At 68.9% G+C, this 5,169-nt stretch carries 5 protein-coding genes; 2 read left to right on the forward strand and 3 right to left on the reverse strand.

The window, feature by feature from the left end; translation table 11 throughout:
- Both CA984_RS42440 and CA984_RS42445 read right to left on the reverse strand, forming a co-directional pair.
- A partial coding sequence (locus tag CA984_RS42440) for a neutral zinc metallopeptidase (RefSeq protein ID WP_133061955.1) occupies window positions 1-773 on the reverse strand: 773 nt, incomplete at its 3' end.
- A gap of 107 nt (window positions 774-880) precedes the next feature.
- Complete coding sequence (locus CA984_RS42445; RefSeq protein WP_108724700.1) at window positions 881-1,696, reverse strand: neutral zinc metallopeptidase; 816 nt, start codon at window positions 1,694-1,696, stop codon at window positions 881-883.
- A gap of 167 nt (window positions 1,697-1,863) precedes the next feature.
- On the opposite strand from CA984_RS42445, the gene dxs reads away from it, so the two are divergent.
- Window positions 1,864-3,783: a 1-deoxy-D-xylulose-5-phosphate synthase gene (gene dxs, locus CA984_RS42450; protein WP_086578957.1), complete on the forward strand. Its 1,920-nt coding sequence runs from the start codon at window positions 1,864-1,866 to the stop codon at window positions 3,781-3,783.
- Here dxs and CA984_RS42455 read toward each other — a convergent pair.
- Window positions 3,728-4,384 carry a DedA family protein gene (locus CA984_RS42455; protein WP_086578958.1) on the reverse strand — a complete coding sequence of 219 codons (657 nt, stop codon included), beginning with the start codon at window positions 4,382-4,384 and terminating at the stop codon, window positions 3,728-3,730. The two genes, dxs and CA984_RS42455, sit on opposite strands and share 56 nt — an antisense overlap.
- 141 nt (window positions 4,385-4,525) lie before the next feature.
- On the opposite strand from CA984_RS42455, the gene CA984_RS42460 reads away from it, so the two are divergent.
- Window positions 4,526-5,169, forward strand: a 644-nt coding sequence (locus CA984_RS42460) for an amino acid permease (RefSeq protein ID WP_133061956.1), incomplete at its 3' end; no start/stop codon positions are given.

Consider the following 5,169-nt stretch of genomic DNA (forward strand, 5'->3'; position numbering starts at 1 on the left):
ACCTTGGACCTGGGAGCGGAGAAGGTGTTGCAGGCGCCGGGGCCCTCCTGGTCGAAGCCGCGCTTCAGCCAGTAGGCGATGTTGGCGGCCTTGCCGTGGCTGGCGGTGTCGTAGGCGGCGCGCAGGACGTAGGTGAAGTCGGACTGGCGGCGGCCCAGGGACTGCCAGACGCTGCCGATGAAGGCGCCGCTGAGGCACTCGGCCTGCAGCTCGACCTGGCGGAGCACGGGCAGGAAGTCCTTGTCGCTCTTGTACGTCCGGCTGTCGACCGCGCCCATGATCCCGGAGAGCTGCTGCACGTGGTGGCCGTACTCGTGGGCCATCACCTGGAACAGGAACAGCTCGGTCGGCTGGGAGAGGATGGACGGGCTGAGGAAGAAGGTGATCTTCTTGTTGATCGGGCAGTAGACCGCCTGGGCCCCCTTGGGGAAGTCACCGCAGCCGGTGGGGCGGCCGATCCGGGAGATCGTTTCGAGCCTGGGCTTGGAGAACGGCAGCTTCGCCTTGGAGAGCTGGTACTCCCAGCTCTCGTTGAGGCAGTCCATCAGGAATTCGAGATAGATCCGCGAGGAGTCGAGGTCGTCGGGGCGGACGGGCTGCTCCTCGCACTTCTTGAGGTCGAGCTTCCCGCTCTTGTAGATCGGGTTGCCGGTCAGGGCCGTCTTGCCCGTGGGGGCCGGCCCGGACTGCTCCGCGACGCCTGCGCCGGCGGTGCCGGCGAACAGCAGGCTCGCGAGCACGCCGGAAAGCACGGCGATAAGGGGGGTACGCATGATCCCGAACCCTAGTAGAGGTGCAACTGGGGGTAAAGCGGAATGCGGCCGTACGGAAAGCACGGCCGCATTCTCGGCTTGAAGGGGTCGGGGTCGCTGCGGAAGGGTCAGGCGACGCTACGGGAGGACGCGGTCCAGGTGTTGCACGCGGACGGGGAGGCCGCGTTGAAACCGCGCTCCATCCAGTAGGCCTGGCTGCGGCCCTTGCCGTGGTCGTTGGTCGGCCAGCTCTTGTGACCGTTCTCGTCCACCCACCGGACCATCGCGTCCCACTGCTCCTGGTCGACCGGCAGATCGTCGGCGACCTGCCGCAGGAAGGCGGAGCCCAGGCAGTCGGCCTGCAGTTCGAGGCGGCGGGAGAAGGCGAGCTTGGTGGAGGACCTGGCCCGCCAGACGCTCTGGCCGTAGTAGTTCATGATGCCGGCGAGCTGCTGCACGTGGTGCGCGTACTCGTGGGCCATGAACTGGGCGTGGTTCGGCCCGTACGGGTTCTTCAGCACCGCGCGGGTGACTCCGATGTACATGGTGCGGTTGCTGGAGCAGTAGTAGCCGCCCGCACCGCTGGGCCAGCGGCCGCAGGGGCTGCTCACCCTGGAGGTGACGAAGCGGAGCTTCGGCTGGGCGAAGGGCAGCTTCGCCTTCCTGAACTGGGTCTTCCACATCAGGTTCAGACAGCGGTTGACGCGGGTCATGAAGATCTTGTAGGAAGCCGCGCTCCCCGCGCGGATCTGTCCGGTCGTGCACCGCAGGTCGGGCAGCGTGCCCGTCCGGTAGAGGGGGTTGGCCGTGGCGGCGGTGCGGCCGCGCGGGGGAGCCTGCTCCTTCGTGACGGAGGCCTTGGCGGTCTCCGTGACGGAGGCCTTGGCGGTCGACGGAGTGGCGGCGTTCGCGGTACCGACGCCCGTGACCAGGGAGAAAGCCAAGGAAGCGACGATGAGTGACGATAGTTGCCTAAAGGGGAGAGTGCTCATGGTGAGGCAAAGGCTATTGCAAGTGTGAATAAAACGTGCAGAATCCCCTTCCTTGGAGGCAGTGCCCGCCACGCGAACTAGACTCGGTCTGATGCTGACTGGACAGAGGAGATGATTCCGTGAGTGAGCGGACCGGACGGCCTGGCAGTCTTCTGGAGTCGGTCAAGGGGCCACGGGATCTGAAACTGCTCGGAGCGGCCGAGCTGCCGAGGCTCGCCGCCGAGATCCGGGACCTGCTGGTCAGCGCCACCGCCCGCACCGGCGGTCACCTGGGACCCAACCTCGGCGTGGTCGAACTGACGATCGCGCTGCACCGGGTCTTCGACTCGCCGCACGACCGCATCCTCTGGGACACCGGCCACCAGGCCTACGTCCACAAGATGCTCACCGGCCGCGCGGGGCTGTTCGACACGCTCCGCCAGGAGGGCGGCCTGTCGGGCTACCCGAGCCAGACCGAGTCCGAGCACGACATCGTCGAGAACTCCCACGCCTCCACCGCGCTGTCATACGCCGACGGCCTGGCCAAGGCATACAAGGTGCGCCGCGAGAGCGACCGGACGGTCGTCGCGGTGATCGGCGACGGAGCGCTCACCGGCGGCATGGCCTGGGAGGCGCTCAACAACATCGCCGCGCACCGGGACCTGCCGCTGATCATCGTCGTCAACGACAACGGCCGCTCCTACTCGCCGACCATCGGCGGCCTCGCCTCGCACCTGGCCTCGCTGCGCGCCACCCAGCGCTACGAGGACGTGCTGGAGTTCGTCAAGGGCAACCTGGCGAAGGTCCCCGTGGTCGGTCCCCCGGTCTACGACGCGCTGCACGGTGTGAAGAAGGGCATCAAGGACGTTCTGGCCCCGCAGGTCATGTTCGAGGACCTCGGCCTGAAATACATCGGGCTGGTCGACGGCCACGACGAGCAGGCCGTGGAGGCCGCGCTGCGCAAGGCCCGCGGCTTCCGCCGCCCGGTCATCGTGCACGTGCTCACCAAGAAGGGCTTCGGCTACTCCTTCGCGGAGAACCACGACGAGGACTGCTTCCACTCGCCCACCCCCTTCGACCCGCTGACCGGCGAGGAGAAGCCCAAGCCGCACGGCTGGACCAACGTCTTCAGCCAGGAGATCGTACGGCTCGGCGCCGAGCGGCAGGACATCGTGGCGATCACCGCCGCGATGCTCGGCCCGACCGGCCTGATCCCCTTCTCCGAGGCCTACCCCGACCGTCTCTACGACGTCGGCATCGCCGAGCAGCACGCCCTGACCAGTGCCGCGGGCCTGGCCCTCGGCGGGCTCCACCCGGTGGTCGCCCTCTACTCCACCTTCCTCAACCGCGCCTTCGACCAGCTCCTCATGGACGTCGCCCTGCACCGGCTGCCGGTCACGGTCGTGCTCGACCGGGCGGGCGTCACCGGCGACGACGGCGCCAGCCACAACGGCATGTGGGACCTGTCGATCCTCCAGGTCGTCCCGGGCCTGTCCATAGCCGTCCCGCGCGACGAGCCGCGCCTGCGCGAGTTGCTGGCGGAGGCCGTGCGGGTCGACGACGGCCCCACCGTGATCCGCTACCCCAAGGGGCCGGTGACCGCCGAGATCGAGGCGGTCGGGCAGCTCGGCGGGATGGACGTGCTGCGTGCGGGCGACCCCGACGTGCTGATCGTGTCCGTCGGCCCGATGGCCGAGCTGTGCCTGGAGGCCGCCGCCCTGCTCGACGCCCAGGGGATCTCGACCACCGTGGTGGACCCGCGCTGGGTCAAGCCCCTGGACGAGGCCCTGGTGCCGGCCGCCGGCACGCACAAGCTGGTCGTGGTGGTCGAGGACAGCGGCCGGGTGGGCGGTGTCGGCGACGCGGTCGCCCGGATGCTGCGCGACGCCGACGTGGACGTCCCGGTCCGCACCTACGGCATCCCGCAGCGCTTCCTGGACCACGCGAAGCGGGCGAAGATCCTCAGTGAGATCGGGCTGACCTCGCAGGACATCGCCCGTGAGATCACTGAAGCGGTGGCGAAACGGTCCGCGGCGCTGGAGAACCACCCGGCTCGCTGACCCGTGCCCTCCTGTCCGCGCGGGCCCGCCTGCTGATCACGGCGAGGCCCGCGGCCAGGATGGCGACGCATCCGGCGACCGGCACCATCAGGTGCTCGTTCTGCCGGACGAACTCCCCCGCGAGCGAGCCGAGCACCAGATAGGTGCTCACCCATGCCGTGCTGCCGACCAGCGCCCAGCGGATGAACCGCCTGTACGGCACGCCGAGGGTCCCGGCGAGGACCGGGATCAGCGCGTTGACCACCGGTAGGAAGAAGGAGGCGGCGAGGGCGGGTCCGCCGCCCTCGCCGGTCGTCATCCGCTCGGCCCGGGTCCAGCGGTGCTCGCCGATCCACTTCCCGGCCCTGCTGTGGCGGACGCGCGAGCCGTACCGGCGGCCGATCAGCCAGCCGCCGGTGGCGCCCAGGTAGCACCCGATCACCCCGGCGACCGCCGCCACCGCGATCTCGGCGGGGCCTGTCAGCGCGGTCCCCGCCACGACGATCGCCGCGTCCCCGGGGAGCACGGTCCCGATCAGCAGGGAACCGTCCAGCGCGAGCACCGCCAGCAGCACCGCGCCGATCAGATATGGGTCCAACTGGCCCAGCATGTCCAAGAGCATGCCTCGATGGTGTCGCGGGGGAGAGCGGGAGACATCGGGACTTTCCCCTAAAGAACCCCTAGTTCGCCGTTCAGCCGTTGATCAGGTGGGCATGACCTGATCTGTGGGGGATAGCGACTCCGGGATGTCAGGAGGGGTTCCGTGGAGGTTTTCCGCGTCAAATCGATAGAGCAGTCGATCCAGGACACCGAGGAGCCCGAGCACCGGCTGCGCAAGGATCTCTCCGCCCTCGACCTGACCGTCTTCGGCATCGGCGTCATCGTGGGCACCGGCATCTTCGTGCTCACCGGCCGGGTCGCCAGGGACCTGGCCGGGCCCGCGGTCGCCCTGTCGTTCGTGGCGGCCGGGATCGTCTGCGCGCTGGCCGCGCTCTGCTACGCCGAGTTCGCCTCCACCGTGCCGGTGGCGGGATCGGCCTACACCTTCGCCTTCGCCACGCTCGGTGAGTTCCCCGCCTGGATCATCGGCTGGGACCTGATGCTGGAGATGATGCTCGGCGCCGCGGTCGTGGCGGTCGGCTGGTCGGGCTACCTGACCTCGCTGCTGGAGTCCCTGGGGATCGTCCTGCCCGATGCGATAGCGGGGGAGGGGGCCACCTTCAACCTGCCCGCGGCGCTGGTCGTGCTGGCCCTCACCGCCATCCTGGTCGCCGGCATCAAGCTCTCCTCCCGGTTCAACCTGATCATCGTCACGATCAAGATCGCGGTGGTCCTGCTCGTCATCGTGGCGGGGCTGTTCTTCGTCAACGCGGTCAACTACACCCCGTTCATCCCGCCCTCCAAGCC

Source organism: Streptosporangium minutum (assembly GCF_002149035.1).
In the GTDB taxonomy this organism is placed as follows: domain Bacteria; phylum Actinomycetota; class Actinomycetes; order Streptosporangiales; family Streptosporangiaceae; genus Streptosporangium; species Streptosporangium minutum.

Excerpts from the sequence above, each read along its gene's own strand:
- CA984_RS42455 (WP_086578958.1), bottom strand. The coding sequence starts at position 4,384 with ATGCTCTTGGACATGCTGGGCCAGTTGGACCCATATCTGATCGGCGCG.